Genomic DNA, 18,576 nt, shown 5'->3' on the forward strand with positions numbered 1-18,576 from the left:
CACCGCCCCACATCTATCGCATACTTCCTCTATGCGATCCATCTGGAAGGGCGAAGTCTCGTTCGGTCTGGTCAACGTGCCGGTCAAGGTGTACGCGGCGACGGAGGACCACGACCTGCACGCGCGGCAGGTGGACAAGAAGGACGGCGTCCGCATCCGCTACAAGAAGGTGCGGGACGACAACGGCGAGGAGGTCGAGTTCGCCGACATAGCCAAGGCGTACGAGTCCGACGAGGGCGAGATGGTCATACTGACCAAGGAGGACCTGGCCAGCCTGCCGGTGGAGCAGAACCACGAGATCGAGGTGACGGAGTTCGTCCCGGCGGATCAGGTGGATCCGGTGGCGTTCGACAACGCGTATTTCCTGGAGCCGGCGTCGCGTTCCAACCGGGCGTACGTGCTCATGCGGGAGGCTCTGCAGCAGACGGACCGCCTCGCGATCTGCACGTTCACGCTGCGCAATCGCACTCGCCTCTGCGCGCTCAGGGTGTACAAGGACGTGCTCATGCTGCAGACGTTGCTCTGGCCCGATGAGATCCGCCCGGCGATCCTGGATGGGCTGGACAAGGAGGCGAAGGTCCGGCCGCAGGAGATCAAGATGGCGGCGTCGCTCATCGAGACGATGGCGGCGGACTTCGAGCCGGAGAAGTACGAGGACGACTACCAAAATCAGCTCAAGGAGTTGATCGAGGCCAAGGCGGCCGGCGGTGAGGCGTTCACGGTGGAGGAGAAGGACACCTCGAGCGACGATGACGGCGACGACGAGGTGGCCGATCTCCTCGCGGCTCTACGAGCGAGTGTGAAGGACCGGGGCGGTAAGGCGGACGACGCCGACGACCAGGACGACGGCGAAGACTCCGGCTCCGCCAAGAAGACCGCCGGCAAGAAGAGCGGGAATACCTCGGCGAGGAAGGCCCCGGCGAAGAAGACTGCGGCGAAGAAGGCGCCCGCCAAAAAGGCTGCGGCTAAGAAGTCGACGGCCAAGAAGTCGGCCTGACCCGACGGCCGTGACGGGGCAGGCGCCGGTCGGCGTACGGTCGGGAGCGTCCCGGGCCGAGCGAGCTGCGGCCCTCGTCATCGAACCCTGTCGAACTCTGGAGGCCCGCCGTGACCAACTCGCCCGACCCCGCGCAGCCGACCGACGAACCCACCGCCGAGGCGACGCTCGTGGATCCCACGACCAAGTACGAGGTCGAGATCCCGGTGCAGTCGCAGCCCGTGCCGGGGCTCGCGTCCGAGATGGTGCCGCCCGCGGACCACGGCGAGACGACGTACGTCGGGCACGGGCGGCTGCGGGGGCGGCGGGCGCTGATCACCGGCGGCGACTCCGGGATCGGGCGCGCCGTGGCGATCGCGTACGCGCGCGAGGGCGCCGACGTGGCGATCGGTTACCTGCCCGAGGAGCAGTCTGACGCCGACGAGGTGGCGCAGCTCGTCCGGGACGCGGGCCGCCTGTGCATCCAGCTGCCCGGCGATGTGGGTGACGAAGAGGTGGCGCGGTCGCTGGTCCGCGACGCCGTGGCGGGGCTGGGCGGCCTGGACGTCCTCGTGCTCAACGCCGCGCGGCAGCGCAAGGTCGAGAAGCTGGAGGACCTCACGTCCGAGCAGTGGGCGGAGACGATGAACGTCAACGTCAACGCGCCGTTCTGGATGATGCAGGAGGCGCTCGGGCACCTGCAGCCGGGATCCAGCGTGATCTTCACATCGTCGGTCCAGGCGTACACGCCCTCGCCGGGCCTGGTGGATTACGCGGCGTCGCGGGCGGCGGTCAACACGATGTCGAAGTGCCTGGCGCAGCAGCTGGCGCCGCGGGGTATCCGCGTCAACGCCGTCGCTCCCGGGCCCTTCTGGACCGCTCTACAGGTGTCGGGCGGGCAGCTGCCGGACGCTCTGCCGACGTTCGGGCACAAGAACCCGCTCGGCCGGCCCGGCCAGCCCGTCGAGATGGCCGGCGCCTACGTGTACCTGGCCTCGGAGGAGGCCTCCTACACCACCGGCAACACCCTCTCGGTGACGGGCGGCGCGCCGACGCCGTAGGGCGGGGTGGCCTCGGCGGTGAGGGGCTACCTTCGCGTGCCGATCTCCCTCCCCTCGCGGGGAGGGCGGTTGCGCGGCCGCCGTGAGGCGACCGGTGTGTGCCCCGCCGCGAGGCGCGTACGGTCGGGGACCCGACCCCTTGAGAAGTCAGGATGTGATCACCACATGAGCACGTACCGGACCCACAACCCCTCCACCGGCGAGACCGTCGCCGAGTACGACGGCCTGGCGGACGGCGACATCGACGCCGTCCTCACCCGCGTCACCGAGGGCTACCGCAGCTGGAGTGAGGTCGATCCGCGGGAGCGCGCCCGGATCCTCGACGCGATCGCTGACGCGTTCCGGGAGCACAGTGACGAGCTCGCGGCGGCCATCTCCGAGGAGATGGGCAAGCCGACCGAGGAGGCGGCCGGAGAGGTCGAGCTGGCCGCCTCCATCTACGCCTGGTACGCCGAGCACGGACCGGATCTGCTGCAGCCGGAGTCGCTGGACGTCGCCGGTGCGCGCGAGAACACGGTGACCGTGGAGCCCGTCGGCCCGCTGGTGGGCGTGATGCCGTGGAACTACCCCTACTACCAGGTCGCCCGGTTCGCCGCCCCCAACCTCATGGCGGGCAACACCGTGGTGCTCAAGCACGCCTCGATCTGCGCCAAGAGTTCCGCGCTCATCGAGCAAGTCCAGCGGGAGGCGGGCCTGCCGGAGGACGCCTACGTCAACGTGTTCGCCTCCTCCGACCAGGTCGCGCAGATGATCGCCGACCCACGCGTCCAGGGGGTCTCCCTCACGGGCAGCGAGGTCGCCGGCGCCGCCGTGGCCGAGGTCGCGGGAAAGAACCTCACCAAGAGCGTGTTGGAGCTCGGCGGCTCGGATCCGCTCGTCGTCCTCGACAGCGACGACGTCGACGCGCTCGTCGACACCGTCGGGCGGGCGCGGCTCTCGAACTCCGGTCAGGCGTGTAACTCGCCCAAACGGATGTTCGTGCCGGACGGGATCTACGACGACTTCGTCTCTGCGCTCACAGACCTCTACGGCCGTATCGCCGTCGGGCCGTCCGACGAGGACGGCACGGAGATGGGGCCGCTCTCGAGCGAGGACGCGCGGGACACCGTGGTCGAGCAGGTCCGCACCGCCGTCGAGCAGGGCGCCACGCTGCACGTCGGCGGTGAGGCCCTCGACCGGCCCGGCGCCTACATGGCGCCCGCGGTGCTCACGGACATCACCGAGGAGATGGACGTCTACCATGACGAGGTGTTCGGGCCCGTCGCGATGATCTACCGGTACACCGATCTCGACGACGCCCTGCGGATCGCCAACGACACGCGGTTCGGCCTGTCCGGATCCGTGTGGGGCACCGACCCGGAGGAGGCGGCCCGCGTTGCGGACCGGCTCGACGCCGGCATGGTCTACGTCAACGAGCACGGCACCACGCGTGCTGGCCTCCCCTTCGGCGGCGTCCGCGCCTCCGGCTACGGCCGGGAGCTGGGCCGATGGGGGATGGGCGAGTTCGTCAACACCAAGCTGCGGCGCGTGCACTGAGGCCGACGGCGGGTGGCCGCGGCACCCCGCGACACGCCTCGGTGGCGGCCGCACCCTCTGCGGCCCTCGCCGGTCAGCGCCGGACCGGCGGCGGTGATCGCGACGACGGAGCCGGCGCAGTAGGGGCTACGACGCCTTCGAGCGGGACGACTCCTTCGCGGCGGCCTTCTTGGCGGGCTACTTTTTCGCCGCGGATTTCATTGACGCGCGCCGCCCAGGGGTGGGGCGGCGCGCGTCGTGGGAGGGGACGCTGACCAAGCTCTCCGCGCGCTATCCGGCCTGACCGTTGTCGTCGTCGTTCCCGGTAGCGGTGACGTCCCCACCCGCGGCGGGGTAACAGGCGGTCTGGCCGCCGTAGGTGAAGCCCGCCCCCTCGACGTTGGCGATGCTGACCGTGTCTCCGCGCTCGTTGGCGATCCGCAGCACGTGGTGGGCGCTACCGGACATCGGGACCTCGGAGCCGTCGGTGTAGCCGTGGGCCTCGACGATCTCGCGGATCCGCGGCCAGGCCCGCCCCCACTGGTCGGCGTCCACCACCGTGGTGACGCTCAGCTGGGGCGCGTTGTAGACGTACAGGTCCACGTCGCACGCGGTGACCGCGCCGCTGGACGGGTTCTGCTGCCACCCGTCCGGGCCGAGGGTCTGCTCGACCACCACGCGGACCTCCTCGAGTGTCGCGTCCAGGTCGCGCCGTGGCTCGTCGATGGTCAGGGCGTCGTTCACGGGCTGCTCCTCGGTGGTCGTAGGGTCATCGACGGTCTGGCTGTCGGTGCATCCGGCCGCGACGGCCAGGACGCCCGCGCCCAGCGCCGCGGCCAGGGCGCGGCGGAGGACGGCGTGGCGGAGGGTGGAGGGATGGGTTGTGACTGTTCGCATGCCGGTCACCTCGCCAGAAGGTCGAGTCGGTCCGCAGCGATGGCGGCGAGATTGTGCAGGGAGACGGTTTCGTTCGTCGTGTAGATGCTGTGCACGCCGACGTCCTCGCCGGTGGTCCGATTGTAGTCGTGGTGGCCGTAGCGGGTGTCGTGGGCGACCGGCTCGCCGGTCTCGGGGTGGGTCCGCACCACCACGTCGGTGGTCTCCATAGACAGTTCCTCGAGTCCCACTGCCGCGGCGGGCCGCCCAGGCAGATGGCGGGGGCGTACGTGTACCCGGCCTCGGAGGAGTCCTCGTACACCACCGGCAACATGCTCTCGGTGACCGACGGGGCGCCGACGCCGTAGGGGTGAACCGCTTACCCGCCCGCATGCACACGCGCCAGCATCATCCACATGGGACTTTTCGTGTGTAAATGACTCTGAAGCGTGTGGATAGGCCCAGGAGGTCGCCTCGACGTCCGGGGGCTTTCGCAATCTAAGCGTCGCTGGCCTGTAGCAGCTTTCGCGAGAGCGTACGGTGGGTGATGAATCACACAATTGCGGCCGTCGCGGAAGCGCCGACGTGCTCGTACCGCGTGAGGCCGCCTCTGTCGAAGGAGGACACATGTCGGGTCGGCTCGAAGGCAAGGTCGCGTTCATCACGGGCGCAGCACGAGGACAGGGACGGAGCCACGCGCTCCGGTTGGCGCGCGACGGCGCGGACATCATCGCCGTCGACCTCTGCGGGCAGGTCGGTTCGCTGGAGGGGTTCTACGACCTACCCGGGAAGGACGAACTCGACGAGACTGTCCGCCAGGTCGAGGCGCTCGATCGCCGGATCGTGGCCCGTCAGGCGGATGTTCGGGATCTCGCCGCGCTCAAGACCGCGGTCGCCGAGGGGGTCGCCGAACTCGGGGGCGTCGACATCATCGTGGCCAACGCAGGCATCTTCACCTTTGGTCAGGACACGCACAAGATCGAGGAGCAGTCCTGGAACGACATCCAGGACATCAACCTCACCGGTGTCTGGCACACCTACGCGGCGGCGGCGGAGCACCTCATCGCGCGCGGTGCCGGAGGGTCCGTGATCATCATCTCCTCGCTCGCCGGCTTCAAGGGACTGGCCAACGTTGCCGCCTACACCACGGCCAAGCACGGCATCGTGGGGCTGATGAAGGTCCTGGCCAATGAACTCGGCCCGCACGGGATCCGCGTCAACTCGATCCACCCCAACTCGATCGACACCCCGATGGTCAAGAACGTCAAGACCTACGGGCTCTTCCGGTCAGACCTCGACGACCCACAGGCCGAGGACGCCGAGCCCGCGTTCGCCGGCCTCAATCCGTTCGGCAAGGCGTGGATCGAGCCCGAGCACGTGTCCAACGCCGTCGCGTGGCTGGCGTGCGACGAGTCGTACTACGTGTCGGGTGCCCAGATCCCGGTCGACGGCGCGGCCTCCGTCCACTGAGCGACGCATCGGGGCCAGCGGAGGTGGACTCCGCCATGGTCCCCCGGGGACCCGGTCATACCCCGCCCGCGCGGCGGCTGCCGGCGCGGGCGGGTCGCCGGTCAGCTGCCCGCGCTGCCGGTCAGCGAGCCGAGACTGCCGGCGCCGCCCGTACCGCCGCCGCCCCCGTTGCCGAGCAGCGAGCCCAGGTCGAGGCTGCCGCCGCCCCCGGTCGCGGGCGGTGTCGGCGGATGCGGGTCGTCGATGACGACCTCGGTCGGCGTCACGGTGACCACGGTGGCCTCGTCGGTCTCGGACGGGGCGAGCACCTCGTCGGCCGTCCGGGTGCCCGAGTACTCGGCGGTGATCCGGTGCTCGCCGGTCTCGGCGAAGCGGTGGACGAACACCGCGCGGGCCTCGCCGGTCGCCGGATCGATCGTCACCGGGGCCGAGCCGATGGCGTCGGCGCCGTCGAAGAACCACACCGATCCCATCTCCGCGGCCTCGTCCGCGGTGAGCGGGGTGCCGTCGGCGCGGGAGACATGGGCGGTCATGGTCACCTCGTCACCCGCCGTGACCTCGGTGGTCACGTCGATGACCGTGCGCGTGTCCACCCCGGGTAGTGGCTGCACCGTCACCGTGGTGGGCGCGGACGTCACGGGCAGGTAGGTCACGCCCCTGACGGTCGCCCCGTCGAAGTGGGCGACGATCGTCTTCTCGCCGGCGGTGCGGAACTCGTGGCCGGTGAGGACCGCCGTGCCCGCGGCGTCGGTCGTGGCGGTGCCGACGTCGCGGCCGTTGACGCGGAACGTCACCTCGGTCCCGGCGGGCAGCGCCTCGCCGTCGTGGGTGAGCGTCGCCGAGAAGTCGGCGGTGCGGCCCACGAGCAGGGTTGTCGGCTCCGCGGCGACGGTGAGGTCGGGCGTGTACTCGGGGGCGACGGTGATCTCGACCGCGTTGCTCGGTTCCGAGGCGCGGTAGATCGTGTCGTACGTCTCGTTCTCGAGAAGGGTGGCCGTGTAGGTGTAGGTGACGGCCTCGTCCACGTCCGTCGGGACCAAGTCGGTGTAGGACGCCGTGATGCCGTGCACCGGCACCGTGGTGATCACCTCGCCGTCACGCCGGATCTCCACCTTCGAGCCGACGGGCAGGTCGAGGCCGTCGCTGGTCTCGATCTCCATCGTGAGCTCGACGGGCAGCCGCCCGTCCTCCACCCGGCCGCGCTCGGCGGTGAGCGCCACCGTGCTGGTCACCACCGCCTTGGGGCCGGGGTTGACGGTCGCGGTGGTCGCGGAGTCTTCGGACTGCTCGAACTTGTTCGCCACGCCGAGGTACCGGGCGGTGACGTTGTACGTGACCGGCTCGCGGTCGTCGAGTGGCGGGAACGTGTGCGTGGTGGTGGCGACGCCGTCCTGTACCGGCTGGCGGCCGATGGAGACGCCGTTGACGAAGAACTCCACCTCGCCCTCGTCGATCGGCGACGGCTGCGCGGCGTTGGACGTAACTCGGGCGGTGAGCTCGGTGTCCACGGTGCCGGTCTCGATCTCCAGGTTCGTGGTGGTGAGCTGTGTGACCGGCGTGCCGATCACACGCGTCGAGGTGAGGGACGACGTGTTGGCCGGTGTGGTGCACCAGTAGTCGTCGTTGTTGAAGTTGTCGAGACCTCCAATACCGTCGCGCTTGTCGAGGGCGAACGAGAGCGCGTTGTTCACGCCGTTCCGCTCGGGTCCGGCACCGGCGCCGCGCAGCCCGACCGCGATCTGCTCCCCGGCGGTGGTCGGGGCCGTGAGGTCGATCCGCACGCGGGGGAAGCGGAAGGTGCCGTTGCGGACCGAGTACACGCCACCCTTGGGGGTGTTGGTGTCCTCGTTACCGCCGTTGTTGACGCTCGCCCCGCCCCAGATGCGCACGAACTGGCCGCTCGCGTTGGGGTTGCCGTCGCTGCCCACCCGCTCCACCTTGGGCTGCGGGTTACCGCTGGTCCAGCCGCTGCCGCCGCCGACGTTGGCGACGCCGCGGACAGTGGCGTTGGCCGGCAGTGCGATGTCGAACTTCGCGCGGCCCATCTCCTCGCCGCTGGCGGTCCACGTGCCGGGCTGCACGTACACGGAGAACTGCCCGCCCGGGGCGATCTCGCGTGGATAGGTGACGGTCGTCTGCCGTCCGGCGGTGGTGTTGATCATGCCCGCGACCGGCTGGCCGTCGTTGTACGTCGGTGTGGTCGGAAAGGTGGCGATCGACTCCCACTCGATCCCCTGGCACGTGTAGCCGTGGTTGATGTTCTGCGTGACCGGCGTCGTGTTCGGCGCGGCCGCCGTGGTCGGGGAGACCGCGACCAGCGCGGCGGCCACGACGCCGCCGACGACAGAGGTGGTGGTGAGTCTGCGAACGGTGCGCATCATGATGAGTTCAGTCCTTCGGGGGGGATCAGCCGACGCTGCCGGACAGGGAACCGGAGAGTGAGGCGAGGGAACCGCCATCGCCCGGGAGGGAGCCGAGATCGAGGGAGCCGGTTCCGCCGCCGACCGGGGGATCGACGATCACGTCGTCGTCACCACCCGGGCCGTTCACGGTGACCGTGACGGTCTCGGAGACGCGCTCCGTGCCGTCGGGGGAGTGGTAGGTAAAGGTGAGGACCTTCTCCCGCGGGTAGCCGGTGGTCCACAGCATGGTGAGGTTGGCGACGCCGTCCACGACCGGGATGCGGACGGGCTCGCCGTTGCGCTCGACCGGCTCGCCGTTGCTGGTGACGGTGAGGTAGCCGTCGAGGCCGGCCGGCGAGAGGCCGGGGTCGGCCGGGGCGAGTCGGATGCGCAGCGGCACCCGCTGGCCGGCGTCGACCTCGCCGTCGGGGCCCGTGACGTCCATGACGAGCGTGTCCTCGTTGATCCCGCCGGCCGTCACCCGCACGGTGGTGGTGGAGACGGACGGCTGGTGGAGCCGGGGGTCGGCGGGCGTGAACTCGATGGTCACCTCGCGGTCCGCGGCCGCCGCGGGCGGGAACGTGAGCTGGACATCCGCCTCGCCGTCGATCACCGGGACGTCCGTCGCGACCACGCGGCCGTCGATCCGGATCGTGGCGGTCCCGTTCGCCCCGGACGGAGTCATGACGACGAGGTAGTCGGTCGGGGTCGAGGGCCGGGCCACGGCCGGGCCGACGAGCTCCGCCGACGTGGCGCCCGCGTCGAGGATCCGCAGCGTACCGGAGTCCGAGGCGCGGGTCTGGCCCGTGCCGGCGGCGGGGTGGTAGGCGGCGGTCACCTCGACGGCGCCCTCGCGGCTGAAGGTGAACTCGGCGACGGCGAGGCCGTCCACGACCTCCGCGGTGACCCGCTGGCTCCCGGCGACGAACTCGACCGTGCCGCCGGTGTCCGTGGTGCCCTCGGCGGGGTTGACGCGCGCCTCGAGGCGGACGGGCTCGGCGACGTGACCGACCTCGTCGAGCCCGGAGAGGACGAGCGTGGTGTCGCGGGACTCCTCGACCGTGACGGTGCGCTCCGCCGTGGTCGGGGCGTATGGCGAGGTCGCCGACGGGGTGTACGCCGCGGTGATCGTGGCCTCGCCGATCTCGTTAAAGGTGAAGCTCGTGGCGGCCCTGCCGTCGGTGCCCACGGTGGCCACCCGCTCGACGTCGCCGGAGGTGAAGGCGACGGTGCCGCGCGCGTCCGCCGGGAGTACGGCGGTGACCGTGGTGCGGGTCCGGGCGGGCGTGGTGTCCGGGGCCTCGAGCGTCATGGTGGTGGGGATCGGCTCGACCGCGATCGTGAGGCTCGCCGACGAGCTCTGGTACTGCGGGCTGGCCGGGTAGAAGGTCGCCGTCACGGGGTCGGTCGGCGGCGAGTTGAAGGTGAGCGATGCGGTCGCGGTGCCGGTGGTCGTGTCGACCGGAACCGTGACGCGCTGGCTGCCGGAGACGAAGGTGACCTCGCCGGCGACCCGCGGATCGACGGTGGCTGTGAACTCGGCGGGCTGGCGCAGGAACACCGTGTCCGGGCCGGAGAGGGTTGTGGCGGTGGTGACGCCGACGATCTCGGTCGAGTTCATGGCCACCGCCCGCTGGTCGATCGGGGCGGTGGCGGAGCTGCGCGGGCTGCACTTGGCCGGGACCCACTGGGTGCCGAGCGCGCTCGCGGAGGCGAGGAGGGTGAGGAAGTTCGCCGTGTTGTTGTAGCTGCCGGCGGCCCCGGCGGTGCGGGCCCCGATCGTGGCGTCGCCGGGGCGGTCGGCCCGGAAGGTCAGCGTGACGACGGGGAACCGGAGATCGAGAGCGGTGGCCCCCGACAGGTTCATGCCCAGTCCGGCGTGGCTACCCGTCGAGGCGGTGCCGCCGTTGCCGATCGTGTGGTGACCCGTGTCCGTCAGGCGAAGCACGGTGCCGTTCGGGTCGGGGCTGCCCTGTTCGTTGACCGTGATGATCTGGGCGCGGGAGACGTCGATGTTGCCGCCGCTGAAGTCGTAGCCGGTGAGCGTCGTTCCGGACGGGCGGGCGAGGTCAAGCTTGAGACGCGAGGCGCGCTGGAGTTTCACCACACCCGGCAGGTTGTCGAGTGAGACGTTGATCGGGTCGATCTCGAAGCGGACCTGATAGGTGTCGCCGACCTCGACCGAGTCCGGGGCCGTGACGCGGACCCCTACCGGGTTCTGGGGCGTGATGTCCATGGGGCCCACGACGCTCGGCGCGTCGATTCGGCAGGTGGTCTGGAACGTCGTGGTGGTGGTGGTCTGCTGTGCGGTCGCGGAGGGGACGGTGGCGACACCGACGGCGACGGCTACGGCGGAGACCCAGGTGAGGATGCGGCGCATGAGGGGACCTCGGGATGAGTGGGATTCGGTTATGAGGAGGCGACGAGGAGCCTGAAGCCATACTGAGCCACCGGCCGGGAATCCGGTAGGGCTCTCGGGTTAAAGATGAGTGAAACTTCCTCTGTCGGCCGGGGTGTCCCCGTCCGGATTTCAGGGCGACATGGGCCGCAGTCGTGCCGGCGGGGGAGGGGCCGCCGGGGTGATGGCACCGAGCCGGGCCGTGACGTCCGCGGCGGCACCGGTCACCGCCTCGATCGTGCGGATCACCGCTCGGCCGGTCATCCGGCGGCCGGGCGTCGCCGCGATCGAGCCCACGGCCACCCCGCCGGGCCCGAGCACGGGGGCGGAGACGGAGAACACGGCGAGGTCCGACCTCTCCGTGAGTTCGGCGTCCAGGACGTCGATCGCACTGAGCTCGGCGAACAGCTCGGACACGCGGTCTCGGACGAGCGGCCCCACCCCGGAGCTCTCGAGCGCGTCGGCCATGCGCAGCAGTTCGCGGCGCGCGGGCGTGAGCCGGTCGACCGACCACCCGCGCCGAGTGACCTGCGGCAACACCACCTCGAGGCGGGCGCGCGCGGCCTCGGGTAGCGCGCCGTCCCCGAGCCACTGCTCGCGGCGCGCGGCGGGGAGCCGCGCCGCGACGTCGCGCACGAAGGGGGCCCGGAGGGGGATTGTGTGCCCGGTCGGCATGGCGGAGGAGGACGACGAGGTGCGCACGCCGCCGCGGACCACGTCCACCACCTCGACGACGTCCCCGCGGAGCTGGAGGGCGGCGGCTGCGACCCCGGTGCGGTCGACCACCGTGTCGAGCGCCGGGCGGGCGTTCCGCGCGAGGTCGGGCTCCGCGCCGAGCGCGCGCGCGAGCGTGCGAAGGGCCGTCCCGGCGATCCAGCCGTCGGCCGCCTTCTCCGCCCACCCGCGGGCGTGGAGTTCGGAGACCACGGCGTGCAGGGTGGTCCGGCTTGCGCCGAGGGTGCGGGCCAGCGCCGTCGTGGACACCGGTTCCCGCGCGACGGCGAGGATTTCCACGACTTCGGTCACCCGGCGGGTGGGCTCGTGTCGCATATCCGACAGGGTACGTCGGGTATCCGACATATGGGCATCCGGGCGGCCGGCCGATGTGGCACAGGGGTGCCCGCGGGCGCACGATGGACCACCGAAGTCGCAAATAGACTGATCGGTCTGTTCGCGGTGGCCTGTCACACGAGCGATGGAGGTCGCATGACGCCCAGGACGGCGGTGACGCTCTCGCACCTCGACGCACTCGAGGCCGAGTCCGTCCACATCTTCCGCGAGGTCGCGGCGCAGTTCGAGAGGCCGGGGATGCTCTTCTCCGGCGGCAAGGACTCCGTGGTGATGTTCCACATCGCCCGCAAGGCGTTCTGGCCCGCGCCCATGCCGTTCCCGCTCATGCACGTGGACACCGGGCACAACTTCGACGAGGTCATCGAGTACCGGGACCGGGTGGTCGCCGAGACGGGCGTCCGGCTCGTCGTCTCCCACGTCCAGGACGACATCGACGCCGGGCGTGTGGTCGAGGACACCGGCCCCGGCGCCTCGCGCAACCGCCTCCAGACCACGGCCCTGCTGCGCGGCATCCAGGAGAACCGCTTCGACGCCGTCTTCGGCGGCGCCCGCCGCGACGAGGAGAAGGCCCGCGCCAAGGAGCGCGTCTTCTCCTTCCGCGACTCCTTCGGCGCCTGGGACCCCCGCGCCCAGCGCCCCGAGCTGTGGAAGCTCTACAACGGACGGCACCGCAAGGGCGAGCACATCCGCGTGTTCCCGCTGAGCAACTGGACCGAGCTCGACATCTGGCAGTACATCGAGCGCGAGGACATCGCCCTGCCGCCCATCTACTACGCGCACCGGCGCGAGGTGATCGAGCGCGACGGGATGCTGCTGGCCAAGACCCGCTACCTCGAGACCCTGCCCCACGAGGAGGCGCGCACCGAGCTCGTGCGTTTCCGCACCGTCGGCGACGCCACCTGCACCGGGTGCGTGGAGTCCGACGCCGCCGACAACGCCGCCGTCGTCGCGGAGGTGGCCGCCACCCGCGTCACCGAGCGCGGCGCCACCCGCGCCGACGACCGCATCTCCGAGGCCGGCATGGAAGACCGCAAGAAGGAGGGGTACTTCTGATGGAGACCGCCACCCGCACCGACCTCGACGCCACCACCCACACCGGGCCGACCGTCGACACCGGTCTCGCCATGAGCGAGCACGCCCAGCTGCTGCGCATCGCCACCGCCGGCTCGGTCGACGACGGCAAGTCCACGCTCATCGGCCGCCTGCTCTTCGACTCCAAGGGGATCTTCGAGGACCAGCTCGCCTCCATCGAGGCCACGTCCAAGGGGCGCGGCGACGAGTACACCGACCTCGCACTGCTCACCGACGGCCTGCGCTCCGAGCGTGAGCAGGGCATCACGATCGACGTCGCCTACCGCTACTTCTCCACGCCCCGGCGCAAGTTCATCATCGCCGACACCCCCGGCCACGTGCAGTACACGCGCAACATGGTCACGGGCGCCTCGACGGCCGACGTCGCGATCATTCTCGTGGACGCCCGCAAGGGCGTGCTCGAGCAGACCCGCAGGCACGCCTTCCTCTCGGCGCTGCTCGGCATCCCACGCCTGGTCGTGGCCGTCAACAAGATGGACCTCGTGGACTACGACGAGGCCACCTTCGACGCCATCCGCACCGAGTTCACCGACTTCGCCGCCAAGCTCGAGGTGCACGACGTGACCTTTGTGCCGCTCTCCGCGCTCAAGGGCGACAACGTGGTGGACCGCTCGGACGCCATGCCTTGGTACACCGGCCCGGCGCTGCTCGACCACCTCGAGAACGTGCACATCGCCTCCGATCGCAACCTCACCGACGTGCGGTTCCCGGTCCAGTACGTGATCCGCCCCCAGCGCGCCGACGGGCTCGACCACCGGTCGTTCGCCGGGACCGTCGCCGGCGGCATCATCAAGGTCGGTGACGACGTCGTCGTCATGCCCTCCGGCCGGGCCTCCACCGTCAAGGCCATCTGGGGCCCCGGCGGCGCCGAGCTCGAGGAGGCGGCCTCGCCCGCAGCGGTGACCATCGCCCTGAACGACGAGATCGACATCATCCGAGGCGAGATGCTCGCCCGCCCGGGCAACCGGCCCCACCAGGGCACCGAGCTCGAGGCGATGGTCTGCTGGTTCGCCGACGACAGCACGCTCACCCCCGGCACGCGGTACCTCGTCAAGCACACCACCCGCGACTCCAAGGCCGTGGTCACCGGCCTCGAGTACCGGCTCGACGTCAACACGCTGCACCGCGACCAGGCGGCCACCTCCCTCGAGCTCAACGAGATCGGGCGGATCGGGCTGCGGACCCAGACGCCGCTCATGTACGACCCGTACCGCCGCAACCGCGACACCGGCGCGTTCATCCTCGTGGACGAGGCGACCGGCAACACGGTGGGTGCGGGAATGATCATCGGTCCGGCGGCCAAGGGGTCCAACGTGGTCTGGCACGCCGGCGCCGTCCAGCGCGCCGACCGCGGCCAGGGCCGCACCCTGTGGCTGACCGGCCTGTCGGGCTCCGGCAAGTCCTCCATCGCGACAGAAGTAGAGCGGCTGCTCATCGAGGCCGGGCGGCCCGCCTACATCCTCGACGGCGACAACCTGCGCCACGGGCTCAACGCCGACCTCGGCTTCTCCGCCGAGGACCGCGCCGAGAACATCCGGCGCACCGCCGAGGTGGCCGCGCTGTTCGCCGACGCCGGCGTCGTGGTGATCTGCTCGCTCATCTCGCCGATGCGCGCGGACCGCGACAAGGCGCGCTCCGTGCACGCGGCCGCCGAACTGCCCTTCACCGAGGTGTTCGTGGACACCCCGCTCGCCGAGTGCGAGGCCCGCGACCCCAAGGGCCTCTACGCCAGGGCGCGGGCCGGCGAGATCCCGGAGTTCACCGGCGTCTCGGCCCCCTATGAGCCGCCGCTCACTCCCGACCTGCACATCCGGCCGGAGGACGGGACCGCGGCCGAGGTCGCGCAGCGGATCGTCTCCGCCATCCTGGGCGTCTGAGCGCGTGCCCGAGGCACTGCTCACGACCGACGCGCTCGGTCTGCTGGTCGTCAGCGCCGTCATCGGCGTGGTGATCGGCCTGACGGGGATGGGCGGCGGTGCGCTCATGACGCCCGCGCTCATCCTCGTGGGGATCCCGCCCACCGCAGCCGTGGCCAACGACCTCGTGGTCAACGCGGTCAACAAGGTCGTCGGCGCCGGCGTGCACTGGCGGCACGGCAAACCCAACCTCAAGATCGCGTTCTGGCTGATCGTCGGCTCGGTGCCGACGGCGTATCTCGGCGCGTGGCTCGTGCACGCGATCGGTGCCGAGGACGTGCAGGGGATGCTCAAAGGCCATCGGCGCGACTCTCATCGTGGCGTCGACGGCGTACTTCCTGCGGGCGTTCTTCGAGATGTCCGGGCGCATCCGCACCGGTGACGATCCCGACCCGCCGGTCAAGCCGGTGCTCACGCTGCTCGTCGGTGTGATCGGCGGACTGATGGTGGGCATCACCTCGGTGGGCTCGGGCACTGTCATCATGATGTGCATCATGCTGCTGTACCCCACGCTGGCCGCGCTGCGGTTGGTGGGCACCGACCTGGTCCAGGCGGTCCCGCTCGTGATCGCGGCGGCCATCGGCCACGTGATGGTCACCGGGGTCGACTGGGGCCTGCTGGTCCCGCTGCTGATCGGGGGTGCGGTGGGCACGTTCTTCGGTTCGAAGTTCGCCAGCCGCGTCCCCCAGGGGCTGATCCGTCGAGGGATCACGATCGTGCTGGCCGTGACGGCCTCGGCCATGCTCGGCGCCTCGCCGTTGCTGACCGGAACCATCGCACTGGTGCTGGTCACGGTGGGTCCGCTGGTGTGGAGGATCCTCGTGCGCCGGTTCTCGGTGCACCGGGACGAGCCCGCGGAGCAGGCGGCCGCCCGAGCCTGACGCGGTCCGGTGGCGCGTCGACCCCGCGCGGGGCCACACTCCTGCGGTGGCTAATACCGACCTCATGTACGCGGTTATCGGGGCGGCGTTACTGGTCGGCTCACTCCTTTCGCGACTACTCCGCGAGCGTGCCTTGTCCGCGCCGATCGTCGTGGTGTGCGTGGGCATGCTCATCGGCTGGCTCATGCCCAACGAGTCGCAGCTCGTCGACGTCATCGAGCACGCGGAGCTCGCCGAGCGGATGGCGGAGATCACCGTCATCGTCGCGCTCTTCGGCGTCGGCCTGGCGCTCGACCGTCCGCTCACCTTCCGGGGGTGGAGCACCACCTGGCGTCTGCTCGCCATCGGGATGCCGCTGTCGATCGCAGGCGTCGCGGTGCTCGGGTGGTGGACACTCGGCATGACCCCGGCGGTCGCGGTCCTGCTCGGGGCCGTACTCGCCCCGACCGACCCGGTGCTGGCCTCCGACGTGCAGGTGGAGGGCCCCGGCCACGGCGAGGGGGAGAAGGTCGACGACGAGCACGACGAGGCGCGCTTCGCCCTCACCTCGGAGGCAGGCCTCAACGACGCGCTGGCGTTCCCGTTCGTCTACCTCGCGATTTTTCTGGCCACCAAGGGGCCGCCCTTGGAGTGGGCCTGGACCTGGCTGGCCTGGGACCTGGTGGGCAAGACGGTCATCGGGGCCGTGGCCGGGTGGGTCATCGGCCGGCTGGTGGGGGCGGCCCTGTACCGGGTCCGCATCGGCGAGCACCGCCTCGTCGGTTATGCCGAACCCGCGGCCGCGGTGGCGACGCTGCTCCTGGCCTACGGTGTCGGCGAACTGGTGGGCGGGTGGGGATTCCTGGCGGTGTTCTGCGCGGCGCTGGGTGTCCGCGCGGCGGAGCGTCACGACGAGAAGCACGCCCGGGCCCACGAGTTCATCGAGTTCACCGAGCACCTGTTCACGCTTCTGGTCCTGCTTGTGATCGGGGCGTCGTTCATCTCGGACGCGGTCTTCCGGCTGGAGTGGTCGCACGCCGTGGTGGCGGCCGGGGTCCTGTTCGTGATCAGGCCGCTCACCGCCTGGATCGCACTACTGGGCGATCGCACACTGCGGCGCCCCGAGCGGCTCTTCGTCGCTGCTTTCGGTGTCCGCGGCGTCGGGTCACTGTTCTATCTCTGCTACGCGATGGGCTACTTCTCCAAGGACGACGGCTGGTCACTCTGGCCCGCGGTGTCGCTGGTGATCGTCGCGTCGATCGCCATTCACGGTGCGGCGGCGTCCCCGGCGATGAGAGCGCTCGAGCGCTACCGTCAGCGTTAGCGGGCCTCCCAGGCGTCCGTGTCGAGGGTCAGTGCGTGGACCTCGCCCGGGAGGTTCCCGGCCGCGAGATCGGCGAGCGTGACCGAGTCCATCACCCTGCGCAGCGCAGCCCTCGACGCGATCCACACGTGCTGCAGGACCTCGGCCCGCTCGTTGTACGCCACGGCCTCCGGGCGCACGTCGTACACGCTGACCAGCGGGCCGTCGACAGCGCGGAGCACGTCCGCCACCGAGACCGAGGCCGGATCCCGGGCGAGCACCCACCCGCCGGACTTGCCGCGCCGGCTTGCGACGATTCCGGCGCGGCGCAGGTCCGAGAGGATCGCCTGGAGGAATCCGTGCGGGATGTCCTGCAGGCGTCCGAGCTCCTCGGCGCTCATCGGCGCGCTCGCGGGCTCATGGTTCGAAGAGTCTGCGGCCGTCGCGAGTTCGAGCAGCGAACGCAGCGCGTAGTCCGACTTCGCGGTGACCCTCATGAGGACAGTCTCTCAGAGTGGGCACACCCGGATACCAGACCTCCGGGACGTAGCCGCCCCCGGCGGGGGACTCCGGCGCGACTTGCGGTACGCACGAGAGTTCCTCGCCAGGGGCGGCATGTGTCGTTGTTGCTGTGGCGGCGCCAGCGGGAGGGGATGCTCAGGCTGTGGTGGTGGGCAGAGGCGCGTCCGCGGAGGATCGGCGGGTCTCGTCGTCGTCGTCACCCGGGCCGGAGTCACCCTGACCGGAGCCGTCCGCGTCGGAGCCGTGCAGAGCGCGGGAGGAGCGCTCGGCCCGCACCGCCCAGACGATCAGCGAGATCCACACCGCGACCAGACCGAGCAGGATCGGCGTGACGAACGCGGAGGGCACGTCGGCCCACAACAGCAGGGTGCGGGAGTTGGTCACCACGATGAGGCCGCCGGCGGCGGTGCCGAGCACACGCGCGGGCAGGTGCTTGACCAGCCACGCGGCGAACGGCGCCACGATCACTCCGCCGATGAGCAGGGCGGCGGCGTAGCCCCAGTTGATGCCGGCCGCGCCGAGGCCCACGAGGAAGCCCAGCGAGCCACCGGCGGCCACCACGAACTCGGAGGTGTCGATCGAACCGACCACCTTGCGGGGCTCGACGCGGCCCGAGGAGAGCAGCGACGTGGTGCCGACGGGCCCCCAGCCGCCACCGCCGAGCGAATCGAGCGTGCCGCCGACCAGCCCGAGCGGCACCAGGAACGCGGTACGGACGTGACCGGTGAACTGCGGGCGCCGGCCACCGAGGCGCAGGAACCGGTAGAGCACGTAGAAGCCGAGCGCGAGCAGGATGCCCGCCACGACCGGCTTCGCGACGTCGGCCGGCAGATTCGTGAGGATCGTCGCACCGGCGAACGCCCCGATCGCACCCGGGATGGCGAGGGTCCGGACGATCCGCCAGTCGACGTTGCCGAGTTTGTGGTGCGAGATGCCTGAGGCGAGCGTGGTGCCGAGCTCGGCGAAGTGTACGGACGCCGACGCGGCGGACGGCGCGATGCCGGCGGCCACGAGCAGCGTCGTGGACGTGACGCCATAGGCCATGCCCAGTGAACCGTCGATCAGCTGCGCGATTGCGCCGACGAGGCCGAGCACGATGAGAGTCCTCATGGTC

Annotated in this window: 16 protein-coding genes; 9 read left to right on the forward strand and 7 right to left on the reverse strand. The window is 70.7% G+C overall.

Annotation, left to right across the window (positions count from 1 at the left end):
* Positions 1–31: 31 nt before the first annotated feature.
* The 3 genes from ACH0BZ_RS00865 to ACH0BZ_RS00875 all read left to right on the forward strand — a co-directional run bounded on the left by ACH0BZ_RS00865 (position 32) and on the right by ACH0BZ_RS00875 (position 3,573).
* The gene (locus ACH0BZ_RS00865) at positions 32–997 is read left to right on the forward strand and encodes a Ku protein (RefSeq protein WP_406895965.1); all 966 of its coding nucleotides are present in this window, start codon (positions 32–34) and stop codon (positions 995–997) included.
* Between the two features lie 110 nt (positions 998–1,107).
* On the forward strand, positions 1,108–2,037 hold the full coding sequence (locus ACH0BZ_RS00870; protein WP_406895966.1) for an SDR family oxidoreductase: 930 nt from the start codon (positions 1,108–1,110) through the stop codon (positions 2,035–2,037).
* A 165-nt stretch (positions 2,038–2,202) separates the two neighbouring features.
* Positions 2,203–3,573 (forward strand): NAD-dependent succinate-semialdehyde dehydrogenase, encoded by a 1,371-nt coding sequence (locus ACH0BZ_RS00875; protein ID WP_406895967.1) that lies wholly within the window; start codon positions 2,203–2,205, stop codon positions 3,571–3,573.
* Between the two features lie 270 nt (positions 3,574–3,843).
* On the opposite strand, the gene ACH0BZ_RS00880 is transcribed toward ACH0BZ_RS00875, so the two are convergent.
* Positions 3,844–4,449: a hypothetical protein gene (locus ACH0BZ_RS00880; RefSeq protein WP_406895968.1), complete on the reverse strand. Its 606-nt coding sequence runs from the start codon at positions 4,447–4,449 to the stop codon at positions 3,844–3,846.
* A 5-nt stretch (positions 4,450–4,454) separates the two neighbouring features.
* The gene (locus ACH0BZ_RS00885; RefSeq protein WP_406895969.1) at positions 4,455–4,658 is read right to left on the reverse strand and encodes a hypothetical protein; all 204 of its coding nucleotides are present in this window, start codon (positions 4,656–4,658) and stop codon (positions 4,455–4,457) included.
* Between the two features lie 397 nt (positions 4,659–5,055).
* On the opposite strand from ACH0BZ_RS00885, the gene ACH0BZ_RS00890 reads away from it, so the two are divergent.
* A complete protein-coding gene (locus ACH0BZ_RS00890; RefSeq protein WP_406895970.1) occupies positions 5,056–5,898 on the forward strand; it encodes a mycofactocin-coupled SDR family oxidoreductase in 843 nt (280 codons plus the stop codon).
* Positions 5,899–5,999: 101 nt separating this feature from the next.
* Here the strand turns inward: ACH0BZ_RS00890 and ACH0BZ_RS00895 are convergent, their stop codons facing one another.
* The 3 genes from ACH0BZ_RS00895 to ACH0BZ_RS00905 form a co-directional block, all read right to left on the reverse strand.
* Positions 6,000–8,279 (reverse strand): Ig-like domain repeat protein, encoded by a 2,280-nt coding sequence (locus ACH0BZ_RS00895; RefSeq protein ID WP_406895971.1) that lies wholly within the window; start codon positions 8,277–8,279, stop codon positions 6,000–6,002.
* A 25-nt stretch (positions 8,280–8,304) separates the two neighbouring features.
* Positions 8,305–10,680 carry a hypothetical protein gene (locus ACH0BZ_RS00900; RefSeq protein WP_406895972.1) on the reverse strand — a complete coding sequence of 792 codons (2,376 nt, stop codon included), beginning with the start codon at positions 10,678–10,680 and terminating at the stop codon, positions 8,305–8,307.
* 150 nt (positions 10,681–10,830) lie between these two features.
* Positions 10,831–11,748 carry a helix-turn-helix domain-containing protein gene (locus tag ACH0BZ_RS00905; RefSeq protein ID WP_406895973.1) on the reverse strand — a complete coding sequence of 306 codons (918 nt, stop codon included), beginning with the start codon at positions 11,746–11,748 and terminating at the stop codon, positions 10,831–10,833.
* 156 nt (positions 11,749–11,904) lie between these two features.
* Between ACH0BZ_RS00905 and cysD the strand changes: the two genes are divergently transcribed.
* Genes cysD through ACH0BZ_RS00930 form a run of 5 tightly spaced genes read left to right on the forward strand, consistent with a single transcriptional unit; the run spans position 11,905 to position 16,961 of the window.
* Positions 11,905–12,822 (forward strand): sulfate adenylyltransferase subunit CysD, encoded by a 918-nt coding sequence (cysD, locus tag ACH0BZ_RS00910; RefSeq protein WP_406895974.1) that lies wholly within the window; start codon positions 11,905–11,907, stop codon positions 12,820–12,822.
* A complete protein-coding gene (gene cysN / locus ACH0BZ_RS00915) occupies positions 12,822–14,738 on the forward strand; it encodes a sulfate adenylyltransferase subunit CysN (protein WP_406895975.1) in 1,917 nt (638 codons plus the stop codon). The genes cysD and cysN overlap by 1 nt, the downstream gene beginning before the upstream one ends.
* Positions 14,739–14,742: 4 nt before the next feature.
* On the forward strand, positions 14,743–15,159 hold the full coding sequence (locus tag ACH0BZ_RS00920; protein WP_406895976.1) for a sulfite exporter TauE/SafE family protein: 417 nt from the start codon (positions 14,743–14,745) through the stop codon (positions 15,157–15,159).
* Complete coding sequence (locus tag ACH0BZ_RS00925) at positions 15,095–15,658, forward strand: sulfite exporter TauE/SafE family protein (protein ID WP_406895977.1); 564 nt, start codon at positions 15,095–15,097, stop codon at positions 15,656–15,658. Before ACH0BZ_RS00920 ends, ACH0BZ_RS00925 begins: the two co-directional genes overlap by 65 nt.
* A 46-nt stretch (positions 15,659–15,704) precedes the next feature.
* On the forward strand, positions 15,705–16,961 hold the full coding sequence (locus ACH0BZ_RS00930; RefSeq protein WP_406895978.1) for a cation:proton antiporter: 1,257 nt from the start codon (positions 15,705–15,707) through the stop codon (positions 16,959–16,961).
* Here the strand turns inward: ACH0BZ_RS00930 and ACH0BZ_RS00935 are convergent.
* Both ACH0BZ_RS00935 and ACH0BZ_RS00940 read right to left on the reverse strand, forming a co-directional pair.
* The gene (locus ACH0BZ_RS00935; protein WP_406895979.1) at positions 16,958–17,437 is read right to left on the reverse strand and encodes an RrF2 family transcriptional regulator; all 480 of its coding nucleotides are present in this window, start codon (positions 17,435–17,437) and stop codon (positions 16,958–16,960) included. The two genes, ACH0BZ_RS00930 and ACH0BZ_RS00935, sit on opposite strands and share 4 nt — an antisense overlap.
* Positions 17,438–17,597: 160 nt before the next feature.
* The gene (locus ACH0BZ_RS00940; protein WP_406895980.1) at positions 17,598–18,572 is read right to left on the reverse strand and encodes a sulfite exporter TauE/SafE family protein; all 975 of its coding nucleotides are present in this window, start codon (positions 18,570–18,572) and stop codon (positions 17,598–17,600) included.
* Positions 18,573–18,576: the final 4 nt, after the last annotated feature.

It is taken from the genome of Dietzia sp. 179-F 9C3 NHS, assembly GCF_045369825.1.
In the GTDB taxonomy this organism is placed as follows: domain Bacteria; phylum Actinomycetota; class Actinomycetes; order Mycobacteriales; family Mycobacteriaceae; genus Dietzia.